The 24,697-nt window shown below is 29.0% G+C and carries 26 protein-coding genes and 3 tRNA genes; 6 read left to right on the forward strand and 23 right to left on the reverse strand.

Features of this window, described 5'->3' with window-relative positions; all coding sequences use genetic code 11:
• Positions 1-11 precede the first annotated feature (11 nt).
• From yajC to AC5SMR_RS03500, 10 genes are read right to left on the reverse strand one after another with little or no spacing between them, the layout of a single operon-like run.
• Positions 12-299, reverse strand: coding sequence for a preprotein translocase subunit YajC (gene yajC / locus AC5SMR_RS03455; protein ID WP_420887231.1), 288 nt, complete (start codon positions 297-299; stop codon positions 12-14).
• Between the two features lie 50 nt (positions 300-349).
• Entirely contained in the window at positions 350-1,609 is a 1,260-nt protein-coding gene (serS, locus tag AC5SMR_RS03460; protein ID WP_494577376.1) for a serine--tRNA ligase, read from the reverse strand.
• A complete protein-coding gene (gene tatC / locus AC5SMR_RS03465) occupies positions 1,602-2,573 on the reverse strand; it encodes a twin-arginine translocase subunit TatC (RefSeq protein ID WP_494577377.1) in 972 nt (323 codons plus the stop codon). The genes serS and tatC overlap by 8 nt, the downstream gene beginning before the upstream one ends.
• A 5-nt stretch (positions 2,574-2,578) precedes the next feature.
• Entirely contained in the window at positions 2,579-2,779 is a 201-nt protein-coding gene (gene tatA / locus AC5SMR_RS03470) for a twin-arginine translocase TatA/TatE family subunit (protein ID WP_006996943.1), read from the reverse strand.
• A 42-nt stretch (positions 2,780-2,821) separates the two neighbouring features.
• On the reverse strand, positions 2,822-3,523 hold the full coding sequence (scpB, locus tag AC5SMR_RS03475) for an SMC-Scp complex subunit ScpB (protein ID WP_494577378.1): 702 nt from the start codon (positions 3,521-3,523) through the stop codon (positions 2,822-2,824).
• A complete protein-coding gene (locus AC5SMR_RS03480) occupies positions 3,520-4,260 on the reverse strand; it encodes a segregation and condensation protein A (RefSeq protein WP_494577379.1) in 741 nt (246 codons plus the stop codon). Before AC5SMR_RS03480 ends, scpB begins: the two co-directional genes overlap by 4 nt.
• An 8-nt stretch (positions 4,261-4,268) precedes the next feature.
• Positions 4,269-5,219, reverse strand: a complete 951-nt coding sequence (locus AC5SMR_RS03485; protein WP_494577380.1) for a glycoside hydrolase family 3 N-terminal domain-containing protein — start codon at positions 5,217-5,219, stop codon at positions 4,269-4,271.
• Positions 5,209-5,472, reverse strand: a complete 264-nt coding sequence (locus AC5SMR_RS03490; protein WP_011282074.1) for a hypothetical protein — start codon at positions 5,470-5,472, stop codon at positions 5,209-5,211. The genes AC5SMR_RS03485 and AC5SMR_RS03490 overlap by 11 nt, the downstream gene beginning before the upstream one ends.
• Positions 5,472-7,205 (reverse strand): arginine--tRNA ligase, encoded by a 1,734-nt coding sequence (argS, locus tag AC5SMR_RS03495; RefSeq protein WP_494577381.1) that lies wholly within the window; start codon positions 7,203-7,205, stop codon positions 5,472-5,474. Before argS ends, AC5SMR_RS03490 begins: the two co-directional genes overlap by 1 nt.
• On the reverse strand, positions 7,205-8,320 hold the full coding sequence (locus tag AC5SMR_RS03500) for a deoxyguanosinetriphosphate triphosphohydrolase (protein WP_494577382.1): 1,116 nt from the start codon (positions 8,318-8,320) through the stop codon (positions 7,205-7,207). The genes argS and AC5SMR_RS03500 overlap by 1 nt, the downstream gene beginning before the upstream one ends.
• Positions 8,321-8,370: 50 nt before the next feature.
• Between AC5SMR_RS03500 and AC5SMR_RS03505 the strand changes: the two genes are divergently transcribed.
• Together AC5SMR_RS03505 and xth are read left to right on the forward strand one after the other, a co-directional pair.
• A complete protein-coding gene (locus AC5SMR_RS03505; RefSeq protein WP_006996950.1) occupies positions 8,371-8,688 on the forward strand; it encodes a HesB/IscA family protein in 318 nt (105 codons plus the stop codon).
• Positions 8,688-9,464, forward strand: a complete 777-nt coding sequence (xth, locus tag AC5SMR_RS03510) for an exodeoxyribonuclease III (RefSeq protein WP_494577383.1) — start codon at positions 8,688-8,690, stop codon at positions 9,462-9,464. Before AC5SMR_RS03505 ends, xth begins: the two co-directional genes overlap by 1 nt.
• On the opposite strand, the gene AC5SMR_RS03515 is transcribed toward xth, so the two are convergent.
• Genes AC5SMR_RS03515 through AC5SMR_RS03525 form a run of 3 tightly spaced genes read right to left on the reverse strand, consistent with a single transcriptional unit; the run spans position 9,456 to position 11,229 of the window.
• Positions 9,456-10,454, reverse strand: a complete 999-nt coding sequence (locus AC5SMR_RS03515; RefSeq protein ID WP_494577384.1) for an Ldh family oxidoreductase — start codon at positions 10,452-10,454, stop codon at positions 9,456-9,458. The two genes, xth and AC5SMR_RS03515, sit on opposite strands and share 9 nt — an antisense overlap.
• A 14-nt stretch (positions 10,455-10,468) precedes the next feature.
• Positions 10,469-10,867 (reverse strand): hypothetical protein, encoded by a 399-nt coding sequence (locus tag AC5SMR_RS03520; protein ID WP_494577385.1) that lies wholly within the window; start codon positions 10,865-10,867, stop codon positions 10,469-10,471.
• Positions 10,867-11,229 (reverse strand): Fur family transcriptional regulator, encoded by a 363-nt coding sequence (locus tag AC5SMR_RS03525; RefSeq protein ID WP_494577386.1) that lies wholly within the window; start codon positions 11,227-11,229, stop codon positions 10,867-10,869. The genes AC5SMR_RS03520 and AC5SMR_RS03525 overlap by 1 nt, the downstream gene beginning before the upstream one ends.
• Positions 11,230-11,528: 299 nt before the next feature.
• On the opposite strand from AC5SMR_RS03525, the gene AC5SMR_RS03530 reads away from it, so the two are divergent.
• Together AC5SMR_RS03530 and AC5SMR_RS03535 are read left to right on the forward strand one after the other, a co-directional pair.
• The gene (locus AC5SMR_RS03530; protein WP_494577387.1) at positions 11,529-11,666 is read left to right on the forward strand and encodes a hypothetical protein; all 138 of its coding nucleotides are present in this window, start codon (positions 11,529-11,531) and stop codon (positions 11,664-11,666) included.
• Positions 11,667-11,678: 12 nt separating this feature from the next.
• Entirely contained in the window at positions 11,679-12,197 is a 519-nt protein-coding gene (locus tag AC5SMR_RS03535) for a hypothetical protein (RefSeq protein WP_494577388.1), read from the forward strand.
• A 3-nt stretch (positions 12,198-12,200) separates the two neighbouring features.
• Here AC5SMR_RS03535 and AC5SMR_RS03540 read toward each other — a convergent pair whose 3' ends face one another.
• Genes AC5SMR_RS03540 through AC5SMR_RS03550 form a run of 3 tightly spaced genes read right to left on the reverse strand, consistent with a single transcriptional unit; the run spans position 12,201 to position 17,751 of the window.
• The gene (locus AC5SMR_RS03540) at positions 12,201-13,406 is read right to left on the reverse strand and encodes a sugar phosphate nucleotidyltransferase (protein WP_494577389.1); all 1,206 of its coding nucleotides are present in this window, start codon (positions 13,404-13,406) and stop codon (positions 12,201-12,203) included.
• Complete coding sequence (ilvD, locus tag AC5SMR_RS03545; RefSeq protein WP_027306939.1) at positions 13,406-15,124, reverse strand: dihydroxy-acid dehydratase; 1,719 nt, start codon at positions 15,122-15,124, stop codon at positions 13,406-13,408. Before ilvD ends, AC5SMR_RS03540 begins: the two co-directional genes overlap by 1 nt.
• Positions 15,124-17,751, reverse strand: a complete 2,628-nt coding sequence (locus AC5SMR_RS03550; RefSeq protein WP_494577390.1) for a valine--tRNA ligase — start codon at positions 17,749-17,751, stop codon at positions 15,124-15,126. Before AC5SMR_RS03550 ends, ilvD begins: the two co-directional genes overlap by 1 nt.
• 128 nt (positions 17,752-17,879) lie before the next feature.
• On the opposite strand from AC5SMR_RS03550, the gene AC5SMR_RS03555 reads away from it, so the two are divergent.
• Positions 17,880-17,953: transfer RNA gene (locus tag AC5SMR_RS03555), tRNA-Cys, on the forward strand.
• Positions 17,954-18,003: 50 nt separating this feature from the next.
• Positions 18,004-18,079, forward strand: a tRNA-Asn gene (locus tag AC5SMR_RS03560).
• 111 nt (positions 18,080-18,190) lie between these two features.
• On the opposite strand, the gene AC5SMR_RS03565 is transcribed toward AC5SMR_RS03560, so the two are convergent.
• The 7 genes from AC5SMR_RS03565 to AC5SMR_RS03595 form a co-directional block, all read right to left on the reverse strand.
• Positions 18,191-18,562, reverse strand: a complete 372-nt coding sequence (locus tag AC5SMR_RS03565) for a helix-turn-helix domain-containing protein (RefSeq protein ID WP_018414103.1) — start codon at positions 18,560-18,562, stop codon at positions 18,191-18,193.
• Between the two features lie 174 nt (positions 18,563-18,736).
• Entirely contained in the window at positions 18,737-19,471 is a 735-nt protein-coding gene (locus tag AC5SMR_RS03570; RefSeq protein WP_020169391.1) for an amino acid ABC transporter ATP-binding protein, read from the reverse strand.
• Between the two features lie 3 nt (positions 19,472-19,474).
• Positions 19,475-20,755, reverse strand: coding sequence for an amino acid ABC transporter permease (locus AC5SMR_RS03575; RefSeq protein ID WP_494577391.1), 1,281 nt, complete (start codon positions 20,753-20,755; stop codon positions 19,475-19,477).
• Positions 20,755-21,900 (reverse strand): amino acid ABC transporter permease, encoded by a 1,146-nt coding sequence (locus AC5SMR_RS03580; protein WP_494577392.1) that lies wholly within the window; start codon positions 21,898-21,900, stop codon positions 20,755-20,757. Before AC5SMR_RS03580 ends, AC5SMR_RS03575 begins: the two co-directional genes overlap by 1 nt.
• Positions 21,901-21,965: 65 nt before the next feature.
• Complete coding sequence (locus tag AC5SMR_RS03585; RefSeq protein WP_494577393.1) at positions 21,966-23,006, reverse strand: amino acid ABC transporter substrate-binding protein; 1,041 nt, start codon at positions 23,004-23,006, stop codon at positions 21,966-21,968.
• A gap of 170 nt (positions 23,007-23,176) precedes the next feature.
• Positions 23,177-23,253: transfer RNA gene (locus AC5SMR_RS03590), tRNA-Arg, on the reverse strand.
• A gap of 31 nt (positions 23,254-23,284) precedes the next feature.
• Positions 23,285-24,694: a TrkH family potassium uptake protein gene (locus tag AC5SMR_RS03595; protein ID WP_494577394.1), complete on the reverse strand. Its 1,410-nt coding sequence runs from the start codon at positions 24,692-24,694 to the stop codon at positions 23,285-23,287.
• Positions 24,695-24,697 lie beyond the last annotated feature (3 nt).

Here is a 24,697-nt window from a genome sequence, read left to right on the forward strand (position 1 = left end):
TTAGTAAAATGTTATTTTTTTACTTCAGGGGAGTTAAGTAATCCTTGAATACCTGTAGATTTGATAATTTCTACTTTAACGTTGTCAGCAATTTGCACTTCAACTTTTTCATTATCAATAATTCTTTCAACTGTCCCAATAATACCAGCAGAAGTGACAACCTTGTCTCCTCTTGATAAGTTTTCTACCATGGCTTTATGCTCTTTAACTTTCTTTTGTTGAGGTCTTATTAAAAAAAAGTAAAAAATAACAAAAATTAAAATTAATGGTATAAATTGCCCTATTCCTTGATCCATAATTCTCCTTAATTAAAATGAATTCTTACAACATCTATCTAATTAAAACAACTTTAAATCTTAACGATTTTTTCAATATTATTCATGTAAGGCTTTAAAGCTTCTGGCACTAGAATAGACCCGTCTTCTTGTTGATAATTTTCTAATATGGCAACTAATGTTCTACCAACTGCTAAACCACTGCCGTTTAAGGTGCCAACAAGCACAGTTTCTTTTTTTTCGTTTTTATATCTGGCTTTCATTCTTCTAGCTTGAAATGATCCACATGAAGAACAACTTGAGATTTCTCTATATTTATCTTCTGATGGAAGCCACACCTCAATATCAAAAGTTTTTTCAGCACTAAAACCCATATCGCCAGTACATAAAACAATTTTTCGGTATGGAAGTTTTAGTAAATCTAAAATTTTAGTTGCACAATCAGTCATTCTATCAAGTTCAGGTAAGCACTTATCAATTTCAACAATACTCACCATTTCAACTTTGTAAAATTGGTGCTGTCTAATCATTCCCTTAGTATCTTTACCATAACTTCCTGCTTCTTTTCTAAAACAGGGTGTTGAGGCAACCATTCGCATTGGAAGTTTTTTTTTATCAATAATTTGGTCTTTTACAATATTGGTTAAAATAACTTCAGCAGTTGGAATTAAAAATTTTCTGTCACTAGAATCGTCTAATTTAAGTTCAAACTGATCATTATCAAATTTAGGTAATTGTCCCGTACCATACATAGTAGCATCTGTTGCAATTAGTGGCGGGGATATTTCTTCATAACCATTAGTATTAACATGTGTATCAAGCATAAAATTTGATAAAGCTCTTTCTAGCATGGCCAATTTATCTTTTACAAAAACAAATCTTGAACCAGTAGTTTTCGTTGCTAGATCAAAATCAAGCATGTTTAAGTCTTCACCTAATTCATAATGTGATTTAGGTTTAAATTTAAAATTTGGTATTGTTCCTGATTTAGAAATTTCTACATTTGAGTTTTCATCTTTACCTGTAGGAACGTCTGGATGAGGTATATTTGGTATTGATGACAAAATTGTTTCCAATTCATTTTTAACACTAGCTTGTAATTTACTAATATTATCTATTTCAACAGTTATCTTTTTTGATTTTTCAAAAAGTGATTGATCTTTAGACTTTGAGATATCTTTTTTTTCTTTTTCAAGTAATTCTCTTTGTTGGATGTACTCTCTATTATTCTCATCCAATGATAAAATCTTATCCACATCTATTTCTATAAATCTTTTATTCAAAGCTTTTTTAAAAGTCTCAACATCATTTCTAATTTCTTTAATATTATGCATTTTTTTTATTCTTCTTATCAATAATGTTTACAGAAAATATAGATAATTCATATAAAATCAATAATGGTATTGCTAGTCCAATTTGAGTTATGGGATCAGGTGGTGTTAATAGTGCAGCTGCAGCAAAAATTATTACAACGACATATTTTCTTTTTTTTCTAAGAAATTCAGCATCAACAATACCTACTCTAGCTAATAAGCTAAGGACAACTGGCAACTGAAAACTTATACCGAATGCAAAAATTAATTTCATAACCAGAGAAAGATATTCGCTAACTTTAGCTTCCAATTGAATGGGTAATCCTGTTGAAGCTCCTGTACTCTCAAAAGAGAGAAAAAACTTAATAGCTAGCGGCATTATTAAATAATAAACAAGCATGCCTCCTAGAAAAAATAATATAGGCGTTAAAACTAGATAAGGAACAATTGCAATTTTTTCATGCTTATAGAGTCCTGGTGCAATAAATTTCCATATTTGTACCAATATATAGGGACATGTAACAAAGAATGCTGCAAAAAAAGAAACCTTTAAGTATGTTAAAAATGTTTCCTGTAAAGCTGTAAAAATTAACCTTCTATCAGTTCCACTTTCATTTACTGCTTTAGCGAAAGGCTCAACTAAAAAACCATATAAATGTTCTGAAAAAAAATAACATCCAATAAAAAAAATGAATAAAAAAATAAAAGAATGAATTAATCTTTTTCTAAGTTCAGTTAGATGGCTTACAAAACCGCCTTCATTTTCAGATTTTGTCATTATCTTTTTTTCTTCTATGGGTTTTTCTATTTCATTAGAATTGATATCAAGGTCAGCTACTTCATTTTGTATATTGCTAATATATCTTTTTGTGGTTCCAATCCACGAACCAACTTTTTTTAACATATAGGGGAAGTCCTTGGGTCCAATAACAATGATTGCAACAGCAACAACTATTAAAATCTCAAACCAGCCAATAGTGGGCATTTAATCTATTCTTTGTCTTTGCTATCTTGATTATTTTCTGAAACATTTTTAGGCTCAGGTTCGTCTGTAATGTCTGTAGCCATACCTTTTTTAAAACTTTTTATACCTTTGGCTACATCGCCCATTAAGCTAGATATCTTGCCTCTACCAAATAAAAGTACAACAAGAATAACTACGATTGCTATTTGCCAAATTCCGATGCTCATAATATTTTATACCTCTTTTAAATTTATTTTTAAAGTAACTTTTTACTTTTCTTCATCTGGACTTAGTGTTCCACCTAACATCTCATCGATATTTTCATAAATATCCTCTTTTTTTTCAACTTGTTTCTCTTTGTAAAATTTACCAGTACCAAATATTGCATTATCAATATTTGAGCTATCAATAAGACCGGCAGATCCCAATTCGTCAACTGTAGGTAAATCAGACAATTTTTGAAGACTAAAATGACTTAAGAAATCATCAGTTGTTCCATACTGAATTGGTTTACCGGGTACGTCTTTACGGCCTTGTGGTTTTACCCAATTTAGCTCCATTAAAATCTCAAGTGTGTTTGTTCCAAAAGCAACACCTCTTATTTCTTCTATTTCAGCTCTAGTAACAGGTTGGTGATAAACAATTATTGCTAATGTTTCAACTGCAGCTCTTGACAATTTTTTTTCTACAGTTTTTTCCTGAGACATAAGGTTCGATAAATTTTCAGAAGTTCTAAAAGACCATTTATTAGAAATACAAACTAAATTAATTCCTCTTGATGAATATTCTTTTTGTAATTTCTGTAATGATTTTAAAACATCAATTTTTTTTGAAATTTTAGATTCGATAGTGTCAATATCTAATGGTTCAGCAGCAGCAAAAATTATTGCCTCAACTTCTCTTTCACCATCATTTATTTTTGATGGGAAAGTAACTATATTGTTATTTGTTTTTTTTTTTATTTTTGTCATTTTAATTCTTTAATATAAATATCATCAAATAAGTTTTCTTGCTTTATAGTCAGATTGCCCTCTTTAACCAACTCTAAGGAACCAGCAAAAATTCCTGCTTTACCAGTTGTTTTATATTTTGAGCCACTTTTAAATGAAGAAGGTATTAGTTCATTAATATTTCTCCAATCAATTAAATTACCAAAGAATTCTTTGATTCTTTTGATGCCATCTTCAGTGGTAAAAACTGGAAGTTTAGGAATATTCATCCTTTGAAAATCTTTGGTCATAATAATTGAGGAATAAGATTTTAAAAGTTCGTAAAGATTTAGTTTATATTCAGTACTATATATAGATCGTATATATCCTTTAATTCCTCTAGTTCTTATTTCTCTACCAAGTCTTTTTCTTTGTAACATTTGGTCAGAAAGTAATCTAATCAATTCTAATTTTTTTAATTGTAATTTTAATTTTTCAGCAACTTCTAAAACTTTAAATTCTTCTTCTGGATTTCCTGGCAATAAAAGTTTTGATTTAAGATAAGTTAACCATGTAGCCATCAACAAGTATTCTGATGCAGATTCTAGATTTAGATTTTTTTCATTAGTAATATAATTGTGAAATTGATCAGCCAGTAAAGTTATAGAAATATCCTCAAGGTTAACTTTTTGAGCTTTTGCCAAATCTAATAACACATCAAGTGGGCCGTTATAATTGTCAAGATCTACATTAAAGTTTTTAGAATCAGTATCAGACATGTCAAATATTAGCTTATAATCTTATAAAATTGTGATGTTTTTTTTATAATAAACTTACTTATAACTGGTGAATATAGGGCTACATCATTCATTTCTTTTAAATCTCCATTACAATGAAGAACTAAATCACAACCTGCAGCAAAGGATTTCTTTGTATTAATTGCTATAGAGCCCTTTAAACTTTTCATTGATATATCGTCAGACATCAAAATATTTCTAAATTTAATTTTATTTCTTATTAATTTTATAATTTTCTTTGAATGTGTTGCTGTGTTGACTTTGTCAATTTTTTTATAAATAAGATGTGCTGTCATTGCAAATAAACTATTTTTATTTTTGAATGCCATAAAGTCATGATTATTCAAATATCTTAATTCCTTATTGATTGTAGGGGTTTTTTTATGACTATCGACCTTTGCTAAGCCATGGCCTGGTATATGCTTTATCACAGTGGCAATTTTATTATTATGAAACTCTTTAATACAAATATCTCCAATTTCTGAAACAATCTTTGTATTGTCTGAAAAGGCTCTGTCACCAATTATTGCACTTGATCCTTTGGATCTAACATCAAGGACTGGTAAAGTATTTATGTTAATTCCTATATTTTTTAATAATAAGACAGTTTTATTGATAAACTTTTTGTATTCGATATAAAATTTTTTTTTATCTTTAAGATAAAGATTACCAAAAAATTCTCCAGTAAACTTATCTGCTTTAAAAAATTTTTTTACTCTATTAACTCTACCACCCTCTTGATCAATTAAAATAGGATATTTTTTATCATTGAATATTTTTCTAATTTGACCTGTTAATTTTTTTACTTGTGTGATATTTTTAATATTTCTTGAAAAAAGTATTATTCCCCAAGGTTTATGTTTAATTAGAAATTTTTTTTCACTAGTCAATAATTTAGTAGATTTTAAACCAACTATGAAACTTTTACGATTATCCATCATTATTAATTAGTTCCCAAAACTTGTAATTCTTTTTATTTTTATCTATGGTTTTTTCAACATATTCAACAATATCAACAGTATCACTTTTAAGTATAATAAGATTACGAGAATAATTTTCAGTTTTATCCTCAATATTTTTCAAAGATCGGTATGAATTTTTTTTATTTTCATTTGAAAAATAATATTTGAAAGATAGAAAAAAAAATAAAATTATAACAATCAAAAATAAAAGATATTTAAGTTCTTTTAACATTACATTTTTTGAGGAGTGTTTACTCCAACAATATCCATTCCAGATTTGATAACATTAGATATAACTTTTAAAAAAACTAATTTATCATTTGAAATTTTCTTTTGTTCGTTAATAAACCTTTTTGATTGATCCTCTTTGCCCATATTCCAATAAGAATGAAATTCTGATGATAGTTCGTAAAGATAAACTGGTATTCTGTGTGGTTCAAGTCTTAGACTTGCAGCTTCAATACACTTAGGCCATTCTGCTATTTTTTTTAATATCTTTATTTCATCACCAGTATATTCAAATTCGTAATCTTTTATATTCAAATCATTTTCTATATTAAGATTTACGTGTCTAAAGACAGATGATATTCTGGCATAACAGTATTGGACATAATAAAGTGGGTTATCTTTAGATTTTTCTTTAACTTTTGTAAAATCAAAATCTAACTCTACATCGCTACTTCTATTAAGCATAATAAATCTCGTGGCATCTTTACCAACTTCGGCTATCAAGTCTTCAACTGTTATATAGTCACCTTTTCTTTTTGACATTTTAAAAGGTTTTCCATCTTTAATTAATTTAACGAGTTGACTTACTTTACAAATCAATTTTTTTTTATCTCCTGATAGAGCTTCAACGACAGAAGTTATCCTTTTAATATAGCCAGCATGGTCAGCCCCTAATATATTAATAAGTGTATCGTAATTTCTATTTAATTTATTATCATGATAGGCAACATCACTAGCAAAGTAAGTCCACGATTTATCAGACTTTTGAAGTGCTCTATCTTTATCGTCACCAAAATCTGTTGATTTAAATAAAAGTTGCTCCCTTTCTACCCAGTTTTCATCATCTTCACCTTTGGGAGCCTTAATTTTTCCACTATAAACTAGCTTTTTTTCCTTTAATTTATCAATTGCTTTCTGAACTTCATTATTTAAGACAATATCAGTTTCACTTGTAAATCTATCGTGCACTATTCCAAGATTTGATAAATTATTTTTAATCAATTTTAAAGATTCTGAAACCGATAATAAAGTTAGTTCTTTTGAAACATTTTCAAATTTATCAAATTTTAAAACTTTATTAGATTTTATAATATTTTTAGCAATATCAACTAAGTAATCACCAGGATATAAATCTGAGTTTTCAATAGGGAATTTTTCATTAAAAAGTATTTCTCTAATTCTAAAAAAAACAGATTTTGTAAAATTTATGATCTGATTACCATAATCGTTAACATAATATTCTTTTGAAACATCATGCTTGTTAAAAATTAATATATTTGAAATAACATCTCCCAATATTGCTCCTCTACAATGTCCAACATGAAGAGGGCCAGTGGGATTAGCTGAAACAAATTCTATAAGATATTTTTGTTTTTTTTCTTTATTATTGACACCGTAATCCTTGTGATTTTGATTAATACTTTTAATAAAATTATTCCAATATATTGTCTTAAATTTAATATTAATAAATCCTGGTTTTGCTACAGAAATAGATTCAATTTTTTCATCTTCATTTTTAATCAATTCAATTAAAATATTTGCGATATCAATTGGAGATTTTTTATTAGCCTTAGAGAGAACCATGGCTACATTGGTTGATATATCGCAGTCAAAATTTGATGGTGGTATGTCTACATTAACTCCATTTAAAGATTCGGGTAATTCTAAAGAACCATCTTTATTAAGCTTTTTAATCAAGATTATTATTTTACCCAAGTAGAGATCAAAAATGTTCATTAAATACCTTTATTTAAATTGATTGCATATCTATCTGTCATACCTGAAATAAAATCAGCTATTGCTCTATTTGGGTCATTCTTTAATTGATCATCGTTTAAAAATTTTTTGGGCTTACTCTTAATTTTATAAAAAAGTTTATTAATAATTTTTTTTCCATGATTATTTTTTAATAATACTTTTTTGTTGTTATACATTTTGCTTCTTAGGAAAAACCTAACTTCTTTTTCAATTTTTTGAAATTTACTTGAAAAACACACTATAGGATCATCTAAATTATAAACATCTTTTAAATATTTAACTTTATTATTTTTTAAATTATTTTTAGTATTCTTAATTAAATCTCTAACCATTAAATCAATTGAATCTCGTATTATTTGATATATCAAAATATCTTTATTGTTATTTTTAATATTATTTTTGTGTGATTTATAAATATCTTTAAAAAAATTAATTTCAATCAAGTCGTTTAAATTAAACATTTTGGCTCTAATTCCATCTTGTATGTCATGATTATTATAAGCAATGTCATCTGAGATTGCTGATATTTGAGCTTCTAATGAACCAGAGTTAGTAAAGTTTATTTTATTCTTAAAACTTTTTAATCCAATCAACCTATTAACAGTAAAGAGATCATCAATTGGGCCATTGTGCTTTAATAATCCATCTAAAGTTTCTAATGTTAAGTTCAGGCCTTTAAATTTAAGGTATTTATGCTCAAGAAACATAACTATCCTTAAGGTTTGAAGATTGTGGTCAAAGCCTCCAAAGTTAACCATACATTCATTAAGAGCATCTTCTCCAGCATGTCCGAACGGTGTATGCCCTAAGTCGTGAGCCAAACTTAAGGTTTCAGCTAGATCATCATTTAAACCTAAATGTTTAGCTATTGATCTTGCAATTTGCGCAACCTCAATTGAATGGGTAATTCTAGTTCTAAAATGATCCCCTTCTGTGTTAACAAAAACTTGTGTTTTATGTTTTAACCTTCTGAATGAGGCACTGTGAATAATTCTATCTCTGTCTCTTTGAAATGGAGTTCTGTAAAGTGAATTAGCTTCTTTAAAAATACGACCTTTGCTTTTAGATAAAGCTAAATTTGAGTAATTATTCATACTTTAAATTTAATAAATTGATATTATATTAGTATTATCAGTGTTGTTATATGATTAAAGAAATTAAATTTACAGATAAAGCTATAAAACAGATTAATAATTTGTTGTCTCAAAAAGATCCAGGGTCATTTTTTAGAATCGCTATTAAAGGTGGTGGTTGCTCAGGTTTTCAATATGAGTTTACTTTTGACAAAAAATTAGAAGCAGACGACTTAAAACATGAAAATATTCTTATAGATAAAACTTCAGCAGACTTATTAAAAGGTTCAGAAGTGGACTTTGTTTCAGAACTAATTGGCGATCAATTCAAGATCACTAACCCACAAAGCAAATCTTCTTGCGGTTGTGGTGTTTCTTTCTCTATATAATGATTATTACATCTTGGAATGTTAATTCTGTTAGAGCAAGAATTGAAAGTATTAAAGAATACCTTCAAAAATTTTCTCCTAATGTTGTTATGATGCAGGAAATTAAAACACAAGATGAGACCTTTCCCTATGATGATTTTTCAGCATTAGATTATGAGAGTCATGTATTTGGACAAAAAAGTTATAATGGTGTTGCTATTATATCCAAACATAAACTAGAAAATGTTAGAATAGATTTAATTAAAGATAAATTGAAACAATCTAGAATTATTTCAGCAGAACTAAAACATAAGAAAAAAAATGTTCAACTGATTAATATTTATACTCCAAATGGTAATCCTGTAGATACTGATAAATACACTTATAAAAAAAACTGGTTAGATAAATTAATTAAACAATTAAAAACTCTTTCAAAGAAAAATGAAAATATTATCTTAGCTGGAGATTTTAATATTCTTCCCTCAGCTGAAGATGCTTATAATATTAAAGGGTTTGAAGATGACGCTTTATACAGACTTGAGATAAGAAAAAAATTTAGAGAAATGATTAATCTAGGTTTTCATGATGCCTACCGTCACATTCATGGTGAAAAGGAAGGTTATACTTATTGGGATTATATGAGAGGTGCTTGGCAGAAAAATAACGGATTAAGAATTGATCACTTCTTAGTATCAAATTCTTTATTAAATATAGTTAAGAATGTTAATATTAATAAAGACCCCAGAGGAAAAGAAAAACCCTCAGATCACACACCTATTGAAATTGAATTAACTTAAAGATTTAATTTTATTAACAAGTTCTTCGTTAATGTTTCTTGGACCTTTATCTAGTCTATTTTTATGTCTTCTTTCACCTGGAAGTCTAACACCATCCATAGCTGACATTTTACTAAAAAAATCATCAGCATGTTTATCCCAACCTTTACCAGAAATTTTATCAGGTGAAATTGCTATAATAAATTCACCACCACTTGGAGGACCACCGTCATTATTGTCTTTAGCAGCAGTTTCAAAACTAAAATTTTCACCAATTAATGCACCAGCTAATAATTCAACCATCATTGCTATACTAGATCCTTTGTAGCCACCAAAAGGAAGTATAACTCCACCATCAGCGATTTCTGCAGGATCAGTTGTTTCTTTACCATCTTTAGTTAAACCTGTTCCAAGAGGAACTTTGTGCCCTTCTCTTTTTGCTATCTGAACTTCACCCATTGCCATTGAGGCTGTTGCCATATCGTAGACAACTGGAGTTTTACCAGGTCTAGGCCAAGCAAAAGAAATTGGATTTGTACCATATAAAGGTTTCGTAGCACCCGCTGGTGCAACGGCAGGCTTGTAAGATGTACAAGCGATACCAACAAGACCAGCTTCAGCAATAGCTTCAGTTTCAGGCCAAAGAGCTGCCATGTGATGTGAATTTTTTATAGCAAGAACTGCTACACCATTTTTTTTTGCTAAATCAATAACTGCAGGTAATCCTAAGCTTAAAACCATAGGAGCAACTGCATTATTACCTAATACTTTAATAATACTTGGAGCAACATTTTCTAATTCTGGTCTTGCTTTACCGTTAATTTTTTTACTTTTTAAACCAGACACATAAGCAGGTAATCTAAACAAACCATGAGAAACAGAACCATCTCTTTCAGCTCTCATAATAGTATCTGCTAAAATACTAGCATTTTCCTCATCACAACCATTAGCTAATAATGTTTTTTTAGCTAATTCTAAAATTTCATTTAATGTTAAGGGAACTGTACTCATCCCAATATTAAATATTATTTATGCTTGCTTTTCAAATCTTTTTTTAGATCTTCATGATCACCAACGACATTATGATATTGGCTTTTGGTCACATATTTTTCTAAAAAAGGTACAGCTAATAAAGGTATGAAACCACCAAGTACAATTCCAAATGCTGCACTTTTTAAATTAGGATCAAGTAAGGCTGCTATAAAGTCTGCTATAATATGAGCTAGAACTATTCCAATTATTCCAGCAATTGCACCGTTAGAAACTAATTTTAAAAAACGGTTTATGCTCCAACCTGAATAAAAACCAATTAATGGTATTAGGGTATGTACGAAACCAAAGATAAAACCTCTTAATATTCCATATTCTTCTATAAGTTCTTCTAAAAAATGAAGAAATTCTGGTAATTCGTGTGCGTGTTCCATTAGTTACATCTCCTACATATTGTTGAAACTTCAAGCTGAAACTTGTTGAAGTCATATTTTTTGATTGGGTTTTTTTTAAATATTGTTTCAAATAATTCTGATTTAAGCTCTTCTGTGTCTCCACAATCTCTACAAATGGCTATAGATGGATTATGCTTAACATGTTCATGACTGCACAATACATAAGTCTTATTTTGATTAGATTTATGTATCTTATCCTCTTCTATTAGTTTTTTTAAAGATCTGTAAACAGCCATCGGTTGTATCTTCTTAAATTTCTGAAATTTGTCTAATATTTCATAAGCAGTTAAATGCTTCTTAGATTTCTTAATTATATCAAAAACTATATCATTATTATTCATTATGTGATGTTATAACATAACACTTTATTATGTCAATACCCTGATAATAAAGATTTTTGTTTCATCTATAATTGTAATAAATTCCTAACAAAATTACATATAAAGGAGACTATGTTTTTAAAAAAAGTTTAAAAAGATCTCTACTTAATTAAATAAGTTTAAAATAGCTGAACACTTGTAGAACTTTATCTAATTCTGCGGTATAGTTATTTCTTAAATCACCGCAATCATTTCAGCTATCTGCTGACCATCAAAAAATAAATTTAACAATTTAAAGTGTCAAAATTATGTTTTTGAAAATGATAAAAATACTCTGTTTTATGGGCATACATGACTACAAAACGTTAAATATTGAGTTTGGTTTTGGACCAACAGATAGAGTTACAACACTTGAGTGCAAAAGATGTGGTTACATTACAATTAAAGGAGGTAAATAAAAAATACTTATCATGAAAAGTATTGAAAGAAATATAGATATAAGAAGATATCTTAATTGGTCAAGAATAGTTAAGGGCAAACCCATACATATAAGGTTGTATGAATTAATTTATTACGAATTACTTATAATGTGGTTTGAGATGAATAAACCTCCTTTAAGAAGATTAATTTATGAAACTATTAACTCTCAAGACTTTGAAGAAAATTTTATCAGAGGAAAAATTTTTCAAAAATATATAGATGAGGCTTTAGAAACCCCCTGTGAAGATGGTTCTGGATATTACAATCCAGACTCAAGAGAAATTCTAACAGAAGTTAATATTAAAGAATTATATGATATTAAATTTTTGATAAAAGACGAATTGGATAATGTAAAAATGATTGATAGATACAATGGGATATTCACATTTTGTAAAATTTATGAAAAATGGTGTTTAGAAAAAAAAGCTAAACAGGTTGAAGATATAACAAAAAAAGAAAGATTTGACGTAACATCAGATCTGCCATTAAAAATTTCTGAAAAACCTTAAAATCTATTTTACTCTGCCGTATACGTCTTGATACCTAACAATATCACTCTCTTTTAAAATTGAGCCTACTTGAGCTTCAATGATTTTAACAGGTTTATTACCAGGATTTTCAATTCTATGAATTGCTTCTAATGGAATGAATATATGATCGTTTTGTTTTTTTAAAAAGCTATCTTTGTTAAGTGTAATTTTGGGAGTTCCTTCGGTTACCAACCAATGTTCTGATCTATGATGATGTTTTTGTAAACTTAATATACCTTTTGGTTTTACAAATAGTTCTTTAATTAAAAAACCTTTGCCTTCAAACAAATTAACATACCTACCCCAAGGTCGGTAATAAACATTTTTTTTCTTATAATATTTATTCTTATTTTTATCATACATTTTTAAGATCTCTTTCCAGCTGCCAAGATCTGACCAAGGTATATCTAATTTAATAGCGTTTATTTGTTTAGTTTTTTCTAAAATTGCATAATCAAAAGATTTTGCAGTAGCTTTTTCAAATGAAGCTTTATTTAGGTAATAAGTGTTATTCTTAAGTTTAGCTTTTGAAACGGCACTAACACAATTTTTATAAATAATTGGCTGGTATTTTTTAAAGTTATTTATTATTGAATCTTTTCTTAAAAAAAACATACCTGAATTCCAATAACCTTTTTGTTTAATGACTTGTTTAGCTTTAGCTTCTTTTGGTTTTTCAATAAATTTTGTAACTTTATTAATTTTTCCTTTAACTTTTTTAGTTATAAAATAACCGTATTCACTTGATGGAGATGTTGGTTTAATCCCAAAGATGAATATATTTTGGTTAGTTAAATTGGCTTTATTTATATTTATAGCTTTATTAAAAATACTTGCTTTTTCTATTAAGTGGTCTGCTGCAAAAAACATTAACGGTTGCTCATTTGGAATGTCTTTAATTAGTGCTGATGCAAGAATTGCTGGTGCTGTATTTCTTTTTGCAGGTTCTAAAACAATTTTATATTTACTTATCTTTTGTTTCTTAAGATGTTTTTTTACTTCTTTTAAATATTTAAGATTTGTACTTATGATTGGTGCATCAAAAGTTGAAGATTTAACTCTTTCAAGAGTTTTTCCTAATAAAGTCCAATTACCAAAATCAATAAATTGCTTTGCTTGATGATTTTTAGAATTAGGCCAAAGTCTAGTTCCTGCTCCGCCACATAAAATAACGGGTTTAATTTTCATTAAATATCAGCGTAAACTTTTACTTCTTTTCTTTTACCAGGATGTGTTGGTGCACCTAAATAAGCGGGACCTACTGTTTGAGCGTATTTCCAAATAGTACCAGATCCAAAGCTTGATTTTTTTGCTTTCCACTTTTTATGTCTTGTGGCTAATTGTGATTTAGTTAATCTAACGTTAATAGTTCCTTTTTTAGCATCTATATCAATTACATCACCATTACGTAAAAGAGCTAAAGGGCCGCCTAAGGCCGCTTCAGGGCCAACATGACCCACACAAAAGCCCCTCGTGGCACCTGAAAACCTTCCATCAGTAATTAAGGCAACCTTCTCACCCATACCTTGACCATAAATAGCACCCGTTGTTGAAAGCATTTCTCTCATACCAGGTCCCCCAACTGGTCCTTCATAACGAATGATAATTACATCACCTGCTTTATATTTTTTATTTTGCACACAAGCCATTGCAGCTTCTTCATTATCAAAACATCTAGCTTTTCCAGTGAATTGTAATTTCTTTAAACCAGCAATTTTAACAATTCCACCATCAGGGGCTAAGTTACCTTTAAGACCAACAACTCCTCCATCTGGTGATAAGGGATTGTCATATGCTCTTAGAACTTTTTGCTTAGGATTAAATTTAATATTTTTTAAATTTTGTTTCATCGTTTTTCCAGTAACAGTCATGCAATCACCATGAATAAAACCACCATCAAAAAGAGTTTTTAATAACATTGGAACTCCACCAGCTAACCACATATCTTTTGCAACATATTTTCCACCTGGTTTTAAGTCAGCAAGATAAGGAGTTTTTTTAAATATTTTAGCTACATCCATTAAATCAAACTTAATTCCAATTTCATTAGCAATAGCTGGTAAGTGTAAAGCAGCATTTGTCGATCCACCAGTAGCCGCAACTATTGTTGCAGCATTTTCTAAAGATTTTTTGGTAACAATATCTCTTGGACGAATATTTTTTTGTAATAAATTCATTACAGTCTTTCCACTCAATAATGCATACTTATCACGTTCTTCGTATGGAGCAGGTGTTCCAGCTGAATAAGGTAATGCTAAACCAATAGCTTCAGAAACGCAGGCCATAGTATTTGCAGTAAATTGACCTCCACATGCGCCAGCACTTGGACATGCAACTAATTCTAATTTTCTTAATTCTTTAGCAGTCATTTGTCCTGCTGAATGTTTTCCAACTGCTTCAAATACATCAACAACAGTTACGTCTTTTCCTTTGTATTGACCTGGAAGTATTGAGCCACCATAAATAAATACACTTGGGACATTTAATCTAACCATTGCCATCATTAAAGCAGGTAAAGATTTATCACATCCTGCAATACCAACTAATGCATCATAACAATGACCACGTACAGTAAGTTCAGTTGAATCAGCAATTACTTCACGAGAAATTAAAGACGATTTCATTCCCTCATGACCCATCGCAATACCATCAGTTACAGTTATTGTACAAAATTCTCTAGGAGTACCACCTGAGGCTCTAACACCTTTTTTAACCGATTGAGCTTGTCTCATTAAAGCAATATTACAAGGAGCAGCTTCATTCCAAGTTGACACAACACCAACAAAAGGTTTTGCTACATCTTTTTCCGTTTCACCCATCGCATAGTAAAATGATCTATGTGGAGCTCTATCAGCACCTAATGAAGTATGTCTGCTTGGTAATTTCTTTTTATTAAATTTTGCCATTATATACCCTTTATAGTTATTGATATTCTCTCAACATCATTTTTTAAATTATTATAATTAGTTTTTTCTTGATCAACAATATCTTTTGGTGCTCTATCAACAAAGCTTTTATTAGCTAATCTTTCTGATATCTTATTCATTTCCTCTTGGTATTTATCTTGTCTTGTAGTTAAGTTTTTTTTGATTAATTTTAAATCAACATCTTCATCAAAATATACTTTAAACAGATCACCAGAAACCATCAATGTAGCAGCTGGTTTATCTAAATCTTTATTATGTAAATTTCTAATGCGACCAAGTTTTTTAAGAATAATTTGATTATCAATAAAAAATGATTGCTCTTTTTTACTAACAGTTTCTATTGAAATATCTATAAATGACCCAGGGCTTACACTTAATTCATTTTTAAACGATCTTAATTCTGAGACTATACTTATAATCTTTTTTACTTGATTATTAGATGAATCACTTTCAAGCTCTCCAGAAGGCCAATTAGCTAACATTAAAAAGTCTTTACCTGAGTTATCAAATTTATTATTTAGCCAAATTTCTTCAGTCACAAATGGAATAAATGGATGTAATATTATTAATATTTGTCTAAACACATAAGCAGATACCTGTTTTACTTCGTCTTTTGCTTTTTCATCTTCTGAAAATAGGATTGTTTTAGATAGCTCTAAATACCAATCACAATAAGAGTGCCAAGTGAATTGATAAGCATTTTTTGCAGCTTCATCAAACCTGTAATCTTTTAGATTTTTTTCAATTTTATTTTTAGTTTCTATAAGTTCAGAATAGATCCATTTATTAATATTAATTGATAAACTTGGTTTTTCATCAATTTTAGAAAAATCACAATTATTAGTAATTAAAAAATTATTTGCATTCCATAATTTATTTAAAAAATTTCTATAACCTTTAACTCTATCTTCAGAAAGTTTTACATCTGTTCCAGGTGATGCCATTGAAAGTAAAGTAAATCTTAAAGCATCTGCACTATATTTTTCAATCAAATCTAAAGGGTTAATTACGTTTCCTTTAGATTTAGACATTTTCTGTCCTTTCTCATCTTTAACAAGGGCGTGAACATAAACGTCTTTAAAAGGTTCTTTGTCTAGAAACTCCATTCCAAACATAATCATTCGAGCTACCCAGAAAAATATAATATCAAACCCTGTAACAAGTACTGATGTAGGGTAAAATTTATCAACATATTCTTTATCGTCAGGCCACCCTAATGTAGCAAAAGGCCATAAGCCTGATGAAAACCAAGTATCTAATACATCTGGATCACGAATTAATTCTACTTCTTTATTATAGAATTTTTTGGCTTCTGCTTTTGCTTCGTCTTCATTTATTGCAACGAAGATTTTTTTATCTGGCCCATACCATGCTGGTATTTGATGTCCCCACCAAAGCTGTCTTGAGATACACCATGGCTCAATATTATTCATCCATTGAAAATAGGTTTTTGACCAATTAGTAGGAAAAAAATTAGTTTTTTTAGAGTTAACTATATCTTTAGCTTTAACTGATAATTTTTTTGCATCTACAAACCATTGTTCTGTTAAAAAGGGTTCAATTATCGAGTTAGATCTATCCCCATAGGGAACTTTATTCTTTATATTTTCTTCCTTAACAAAGAATTCTTTTTCTTTAAGTTCTTTTAAAATTTTTTTTCTAGCTTCAAATCTATCAAGGCCAATATATTCTTTGGGAGCATTATCATTGACTTTACCACCTTCAGTAAAAATATTTATGATTTCTAAATTATTTCTTTGTCCAACTTGATAGTCATTAAAATCATGAGCAGGCGTTATTTTTAAAGCACCAGTTCCCATTTCTGGATCGGCATAATCGTCTTTGATTATTTTTATTTTTCTTCCAACAATTGGAACTGTTACAAATTTATCAACTAAATGTTTAAATCGATCATCTTTAGGATTTACAGCGATGGCAGAATCACCCAACATAGTTTCAGGTCTAGTTGTAGCTATAGTTATAAAATCACTAGAACCTTCAATTGGATATTGAATGTAATAAATTTTAGAATTAACTTCTCTTTGATCAACTTCTAAGTCAGATATTGCAGTTTTTAAAACTGTATCCCAATTAACTAGTTTTTTATCCTTATAGATTAAACCTTTTTTATGAAGCTCTACAAAAACTTTTAAAACTGATTTTGAAAGATTTTCATCCATTGTAAAAGCATTTCTCGACCAATCACAAGAACAACCTAATTTTTTTAGTTGATTTAAAATGATATCACCATGCTCTTCTTTCCATTCCCAAACCTTTTCTATAAATTTTTTCCTTCCAATTTGATTTTTATCAATACCTTCAGTGGTTAATTTTTTCTCAACTAAAGCCTGTGTAGCAATACCTGCGTGATCTGTTCCAGGTTGCCATAATGTTTCGTAATTATTCATACGGTGATATCTTACCAAAAGATCTTGAATTGAATTATTCAAAGCGTGCCCCATATGAAGGCTACCTGTTACATTGGGAGGAGGTATAGCCACTGAAAATTGTTTCTTATTTTTAATGGGTTTAAATAAATTATTTTTTTCCCAATAAGAATAAATCTTATCTTCAACATCTGTATGTATGTATTTATCGTTACTCATAGGTGATAATAAGTTTATAATTTAATAATATGATTTAACAATAATCATTTTGAAAGCTTATTTGGTAGACTAATTTTATATATTTAATATATAAAAGGCTCTCTATTTGTTTTAAATTGAGATGAAAAGGCATCGTGGCGGAATGGTTACGCAGAGGACTGCAAATCCTTGTATCCCAGTTCGATTCTGGGCGATGCCTCCAAAAAAAATGTTGTTTTACTTTTAAAAAAAAGTAAGTTGTGTTTTTGATATTCCTCGGTAGCTCAGTTGGTAGAGCAGTTGACTGTTAATCAATTGGTCGCAGGTTCGAGTCCTGCCCGAGGAGCCAAAAAAATTACTATCTTTATTATTGATAAATCTTATTAAAAAGAACTTAAAATTATTAGTTTATTTATATGAAAATATTTAAATTTATTAGGGTCTTAAACTATGATTTATATTAGCCTACTTTCGAAACTCCAATATTTGAAATTTGTAAAGATTTACTAAATTTTAGTTTTTGATCGTTACTAAGTTCAGAATATAATTTAACTAAAAAATTATAATTTACATTCATGTGACCTTCTTGAGATCTTTCTAGATTTATTAAATATTCTGAAAAATCTTCAAAAAAATAATTTACTGGAACTTTTAAATAATTTGCTAATTGAAGAAGTCTTATTGAGCTAACTCCATTAGTTCCTTTTTCATATTTTTGAATTTGTTGAAAAGTAACATTAATTGCTTTTGCAACTTTTGTTTGCGTGAGACCTAAAGCTAATCTTCTTAGCTTTAATTTATTACCTAAATGTTTGTTAAAATTATCTTCCATTAAGACCCCTCTTAAAATTTATTTTTAAAACCTTATTGAACTAATTTTTGACTGTTATCGCAACACAAAAATTTTTTTATTTTAGAAAATTAGGTACAAAAATACAAAACGTGTCAAGAGTTTATAAAGTATAATTTATAAATAAAATTGTTGAGATATGAACCTTTAAAAGACCTACAAAATTTGGCTTAAAAAAAGTTTAGTTCGATCATTTTTGGGATTAGCAAAAAAGTCTTTTGTTGTGGCCTTTTCAACTATCATTCCCTCATCCATAAAAATCATTTGATCGGCTACCTCTTTAGCAAAGCCCATCTCATGAGTTACAACAATCATAGTCATACCTTGTTTTGCTAAATTAACCATAACATCTAGTACTTCTTTAATCATTTCAGGATCTAATGCTGATGTAGGCTCATCAAATAACATAATTTTAGGTTCCATACAAAGTGCTCTTGCAATGGCAACTCTTTGTTGCTGTCCGCCTGATAATTGACCTGGAAACTTTTGGGCTTGATCTAAAATTTGTACTTTTTCAAGGTGTTCTAAAGCTAATTGTTCTGCATCTTTTTTTGGCATTTTCTTTACCCAAATTGGAGCTAACGTACAATTGTCTAAAATAGATAAATGAGGAAATAAATTAAATTGTTGGAAAACCATTCCAACTTCAGCTCTAACTTGTTCTATATTTTTTGTATCTTCTGAAATTTCAGTGCCATCAACAATGATTGATCCTTTTTGATGCTCTTCTAGTCTATTAATACATCTAATTAGTGTAGATTTTCCAGATCCAGATGGTCCACACACAACGATTTTTTCTTTAGGTTTAACTTCAAGATTTATTTCTTTTAATACTTGAAAGTCCCCAAACCACTTGTTTACATTTTGAATTTGAATAATTGAATCTGACATAATTTATCTATCTGTTTTATATTTTAATTCTAATTTCTGGCTATATTTACTCATACTATAACAAATAATCCAGAATATTATTCCAGCAAATACATATCCTTCCATTGAAAATCCTAGCCATTCAGGATTAGTTTTAGCTAAATTTAACATACCAACTACCTCTAAAAGACCTACCACAAAAATTAGTGGTGTATCTTTTACAAGTGCCAAGAATGTATTCGCAATTCCTGGAATTACTAATTTTAAAGCTTGTGGAAGAATAACAAAAATATGAAGTTTCCAGTAACCCATCCCAAGTGACTTAGCTGCATCATATTGGCCTCTTGGAAGAGCTTGTAGTCCTCCCCTTATAACTTCAGCTGTATAAGCTGCTTCAAATAAAGTAATTGCTACAACAACTCTAATTAGTTTATCTACATATGTTCCGTCAGGTAAAAACATTGGAAACATTACAGCTGACATAAATAAAACTGTAATTAATGGAACACCTCTCCAAAATTCAATGAATGAAAGAGATGAATATTTAACAACGGGTAAATCAGATCTTCTACCAAGAGCGAGCATCATGCCAATTGGAAAACAAAAGATTAATGAGAAAAAAGAAACTATAAAGGTTAAAGATAAGCCACCCCACGCACCTGTTTCAACCCACTCAAGTCCAAAAGAACCTCCTGAAATCAAATAGTAAATTAAGATGAACGAAATAATTGGCAATATAAGAGTGTAATAAAGAGAAAGATAATTTCTAAATTTAGCAGGTACAAAAAATCCAGCTGCCATAAAGGCTAATACAGTAACAAATGTTACATTAATTCTCCATTGTTCAGCATTAGGATACATTCCATACATAAATCTATTAAACCAAACTTTGATATAAACCCAACAGGCACCGCCACCAGTGCACGCTTCTTTAGTGTCACCAGAAATATTAGCATCAAAAATGAACCAATTTAATAATGGAGGAAGTGAAAATATTATAAGAAAAATAATACACAAACTTAAAGCTGCGTTAAAATTACTTGGGTTAATATTTTTATTAAGGCTATCTAAAATTTTAATACCTGAAAATTCAATTCTAATAAAATGAAGACCAATTACCCCAAAGATTAAGGGAGTAAAAAAATTAATAAACCTAGGTAAAAAAGCGGTAATATTTGTACCAAAGAAATTATTTAAACAAAAATCAAAAATACCTAAGAAAAAAAATAAAATTCCAATAATAAGAGATGTATTTCTATTTATTTGAACTTTAGCTTTTGGTAAATCAAGATTTTTTGAATTCATTATTTTTCCTTTATTGCTATTCTTTGGTTGTACCAATTCATTAGTAATGAAATTGCTATACTAATAGTTAAATATGTAGCCATTGTAATACCAACAATTTCAATTGCTTTTCCTGTTTGCATCATTGCAGTACCCGCAAAAACTAAAACTAGATCTGGATAAGCAATTGCTGCTGCTAAAGAAGAGTTTTTGGTTAAATTTAAATATTGATTAGTAGTAGGTGGTATAATTATTCTTAACGCTTGAGGCATAATTACTAATTTCAAAACTTGGCTTGGTGTTAAACCAATTGATGCAGCAGCTTCTTTTTGCCCTTTACCAATACCTTGAATACCTGCTCTTACATTTTCTGCAATAAAAGTTGCCGTATAGAGAGTTAAGGCTAAAGTTAACGCAATTAGCTCAGGTGGTATACCCATACCTCCATCAAATGTGTAAGAAGATTGTGACATTTTTCTTAATTCTGGAAAGCTAAAAGATAAATCAACACCACCAACTAAAAATGTTAACAGTGGTAGACCTATAAAAATAGCTAATGAGATAATTAATACAGGCAACTGTTTTCCCTCTTGTTCTTGTTTCTTTTTTGCAAATTTGACAAAAAAGAAAATTAAAATCATTGCCACAATTAACGTTGTAAAAAAAATATCGAAATTTGTCCAAATTGGAGCTGGTGTATAAAGTCCCTTTATGGTCATGAAAGATGATCCTAATATCATTGTTGCATCTTGAGGCATTGGCAGAGCTCTTAGCGCTGCAAAATACCAAAAGAAAATCTGTAATAATAATGGAACATTTCTAAAGAATTCTATGTAAAAAGAAGCAGTTTTTCTAATCAAATAATTTGGAGATAATCTTGCAACACCAACAATAAGACCCAATAATGTAGCTAAAATAATTCCAATGAAAGCTACTAAGAGTGTATTTAATAATCCAACAAGATATGCTCTTGCATAAGAATGTGATCCGTCATAATCAATTAAAGAAAATTGTATATCAAATGAAGCTTCTTGACTTAAAAAACCAAAACCAAATTCGATACCTCTTGTATCCATGTTCTCTTGAGCATTCATGGTAAAGAAACCAAATATTAAAACTATAAATAATAATGTTAATAGTTGAGGTAAGATTTTTTTTAATTTCATGTGATGAGTATTATAAAAAAAGGGCTAGATAAATCTAGCCCTTTATGTGTTTTATTAGATATTAATTATCTTGCTGGTGGTACGTATAATATTCCACCTTTAGTCCATAATTGGTTTGGACCTCTATCAGGTAAAATACCAGTATCAGCGATATTTCTCTTGTAGCTTTCTCCATAATTACCAACTTGTTTGATAATTCTTAAGCTCCAATCGTTATCTAAACCAAATGCTGCACCCATTTCACCTTCAGAACCAACAAGTCTTTTGATTTGTGGGTTATCAGAAGTTTTCATCATGTCAGCGTTTGAAGATGTAATACCGTATTCTTCAGCTTCGATCATTACGTTTAGAGACCATCTTACGATGTCTTCCCAAACTGCATCACCTTGACGTACAACAGGTCCTAGAGGCTCTTTAGAAATAGTCTCTGGTAACACGATGTGATCATCAGGGTTAGTCATTTTTGTTCTTTGTGCTGCTAAACCAGACTTGTCAGTTGTGTAAGTATCACATCTTCCTGAGTCATAAGCTGCAACAACTTCATCAGCTTTTTCGAAAGCTACTGGCTCATATGAAATTCCTTTTGAATTAAAGAAGTCTCTCATATTAAGTTCAGTTGTAGTTCCGATGTTAGTACATGCTGAGATTCCATTTTTGAATTGGCTCGTAGAAGTAATTCCTGAGTCTTTTCTTACCATGAAACCTTGGCCATCGTAGAAGTTAACTCCAACGAAAGTTAAACCAATGTCAGCATCTCTAGAAAGTGTCCAAGTTGTGTTTCTTGATAAGATATCAATCTCACCAGAAGTTAGAGCTGTGAATCTTTCTTTAGCACTTAGTGGAGTGAACTTAACTTTGTTCGCATCACCTAATACAGCAGCAGCAACCGCTCTACATACATCAACGTCAACACCAGTCCAATTTCCAGCAGCGTCAGCATTTGAAAATCCAGGTAGACCTTGAGATACACCACATCTTACGAAACCTTTTTTCTGAGTGTTCTTAAGAGTTTTTGACTTCTTAGCGGCCATTGTTTCTGTTGTAAAAGTAAACAGAACTGCAACCATAGCAACTAGAGAAGTTAATTGTTTTACGTATTTAAACATATTTTATTCCTCTGTTTTATTTATTTATTTGTTAACAAATAATTCAAAATGATTTGAATTAAGTTAGATGTTTAACATTTTATATCTACCATCAAAATAAAAATTTAGTTTTTAGAATTGTTCTAACTATATGTAGTGCTCCATTAAAAACAATGTGTTACATATAGTGATGGTGCGCTCTGGTGGACTCGAACCACCGACCCTCGGTTTAGAAAACCGATGCTCTATCCAGCTGAGCTAAGAGCGCAAATTAATATTAGTATATTTATAGTACGAATTTAATTTTTAAAAAGAAATTTTTTACAAATAATTAATAAAGTTAGAAGCTCTAGTCTACCAATAATCATAAAGAAAATTAGATAATACTTAGTGATAAAATGTAGATCATAAAAACTAAAATCAGGCAACCCAAACATTGATGAATTTACTGTGTTCATGATGGTTAATATTGAGAGTTTAAAAGAGCTTTCAAAATCAATTCCACTTAAAGTTAATAGAAAGGTTAAAATTAATAAAGAGATTATAAAAACTATTACAGATAAAAAATATTTATAAATTTCATCTAATTTAAATGTATCTTTTGAAAACAAGTGTTTATTTATGTAAATATTTTTAGGTCTACTGTAAGAAAGAATTTCGTTAATTGAATATCTAAATAAAGAATAAATTTTTAAAAACCTAATACCAGAACTTGTCGAAAAAAAAGATCCACCAATAATAACAAGTATTAGAAAAACAAAAGATAAATTATTAGAAGAATTATTAAGAGAAAAACCTACATTAGAAATACTACTTGTTAAGGATAAAAATAATTCACTAAAATTATTTTCAAAATTTAAAAATACAAAAAAAATAATCAACAAAAATAAGAAATAAAATAACAAATGAATATCTTCATTAAAGAAATTAAGGTTATGGTTTTTTGTAAAGATTAAATTGTAAATTAAAAAAATACTAAAAAAAGAAGATAGTAATAAAATTGATATAATTATAACTTGGGAATTATTGACCAATATATTAGACAAATTATTAGATGGTAAAAAACCACCTGATGAAATTATGGTCATTGCTAAATTTAGAGAATTAAATAACCTAATATCAAAAAAACTTAAAATTATAAAAATTGAAAGCGTAATTAATGAATAAAATAAAAAAATTTTGAATGCTTGCTTGAATGTTTCGGATTTATTAAAAGATAAAAAATTAGTTAAAGATTTTTTAAAACTATGATCAAAAATATCAATTAAAAGTATTATAGAAAATAAAAAATAAAGACCCCCTATCCATTGAGATGCAGATCTCCATAATATTAAGCTTTGATCAATATGATTAATATTGTTAAAAATAGTAAAGCCTGTTGAGGTGAATCCAGAAATTGACTCGAAGAAAGCATTAACAAAAGTTAAATTATAAATACTAAAATAAAAAGGTATAGAAATAACTAGTGGTAATAAAAAATAACCAAGAAGTATTGTTAATATTTTATCATATATAGTTATTTTTTTTTCATCATTATTTTTTGAATAATAAAATAATATTGTTAAAAGAATAGAGACTATAAATGTAATTATGTAGGTATTTAGATTTAGATAGAGGTTTAGATAGTAAGAGTAAGTGATATTAAAAAAAGCTAAAATTGAGACTATTCCAAAAAAAACACTCAAGTAAATGAGTTTAAAGTATTTCATTAA

It is taken from the genome of Candidatus Pelagibacter sp. PS_28, from assembly GCF_059417885.1.